General features: G+C 35.8%; 1 protein-coding gene. It reads right to left on the minus strand.

Going from position 1 to position 1,544, the window contains the following annotated elements; genetic code table 11:
- Window positions 1-158: 158 nt before the first annotated feature.
- Window positions 159-1,049, minus strand: a complete 891-nt coding sequence (locus GQR46_RS19495) for a tetratricopeptide repeat protein (RefSeq protein WP_007583526.1) — start codon at window positions 1,047-1,049, stop codon at window positions 159-161.
- Window positions 1,050-1,544 lie beyond the last annotated feature (495 nt).

Consider the following 1,544-nt stretch of genomic DNA (forward strand, 5'->3'; position numbering starts at 1 on the left):
ATTTTTAACGACGTTATAGTGCAATTTAATTCGTTAAATTGATCAAAAATTTATGCAGGTTGGTATTACCCAACAAACATAACCTTTAAAAACAAAAAAAGGGCCAAGGCCCTTTTTTATGATGTTGCGCCTAATCATACAGGCCAAATACCGAATGCTTAAACAACTTCACCAGCTACTATCGTATTAAAGCTGTCGTTGTCATGTAAGCTTGCAAATGCGCTCTCATGTAATAGCTCATTACGTAAATTTGGAGAGTATTCAAGTGCCATTTTAATGTCGGCTAATGCATCAGCATGCTTATGTGTTAGCGCATAAGCACATGCTCGTTGCCAATAGGCATAACCATAGACACTATCTATATCAATGGCTTGATTACACAACTCAATGGCTTGTGCTGTTTCATTTATTTCTAATAACGCATCGGCCTTATAAGCAATGGCTTCAACATCCTCTGGTTTGCGTTTTAAAATCTCATCAAATATTTCAATTTTATTAGCAAAATCACTTTCTAAATTGGCACGCATCCATAACGAATGAACCTCGTTGGTAACCGATATGCGCTCTTGGTTACTGAGTATTTCTTCTGAGCGTACGCGCAGTTTTTCTTCAAGAATTTTTAATCGGTCTTCATACTCGTCAGTAATTACACTTACACGTGTATTTACAATATCTTCTACTTTGTTTTTAACATCACGTAGTGAGTTCCAGCCCACTAAAACCAAAATAGAAGCCGTAGCGGTAATTATAAAAAATACATTATTAATAGTGTCGGTAGTGTACGTTAATGCGCGATCTGCAGTATCAAGCTGTGCATGAGTAACTTGCTTAGTTACATCCTCACGGAGTTTTTGTTGATCTTGCCTTACGGCTTTTAGCTCGTCGAGTATGTAGCGCTCCATTAGCGGTTTAAACATAGACTCTTTAAGTTGTTTGAGGGCTTGTTGCTCTTGTTGTGCTGTAGGGGCTGCTGGTTTTTGTTCAGCAGAATTTACTATGCCCGAAAAAAAAGTTAAACAAACAAAAAGTGTAGATAGGTAATAACGCATCGGTACGCCTAATTAAATTAATTACTGTAATAACTTTAACATGCAGGGCTGAATGGCACTAGGGCGCGTTGACTTTTCAGGATTAAAATTGACCTAATTTAGATAGGAGTAATAGTTGTAAGAATTTTTTAGCCTAGTGAGCTTAGCAATAACAGGTTAAAGCATGAGCATTTTGCTAATACTTAGTTGGTTTTAAGAAAAAATAGGCAAAAAAAACCAGCTCAATATGAGCTGGCAAAAACTGCTTAAAACAACAATATGTCGTAGGGATTCACAGGAGAACAACTTCATACTAACTGAATCTTTATGAACAAATACTTAATTCAATTCAATTAGTTAAAAATATAAGAATACTCAAAGTATTCGGTTTATAAAGTAAAGGTGCATTGGGCTTAAGTAATGCACCTTTATAATTATAACTATATAACTACAATTTCATGGTGAAGGGGGGTATTCCAATGTGCGCTTCAAATAAATTAAAGCCACTTTCAAACC

The sequence above is a fragment of the Pseudoalteromonas sp. Z1A6 genome (assembly GCF_011378745.1).
Classification (GTDB): domain Bacteria; phylum Pseudomonadota; class Gammaproteobacteria; order Enterobacterales; family Alteromonadaceae; genus Pseudoalteromonas; species Pseudoalteromonas arctica.

What these genes read in the sequence shown, in the direction of transcription:
- GQR46_RS19495 (WP_007583526.1), bottom strand. Translation starts at nt 1,049, where the DNA reads ATGCGTTATTACCTATCTACACTTTTTGTTTGTTTAACTTTTTTTTCG.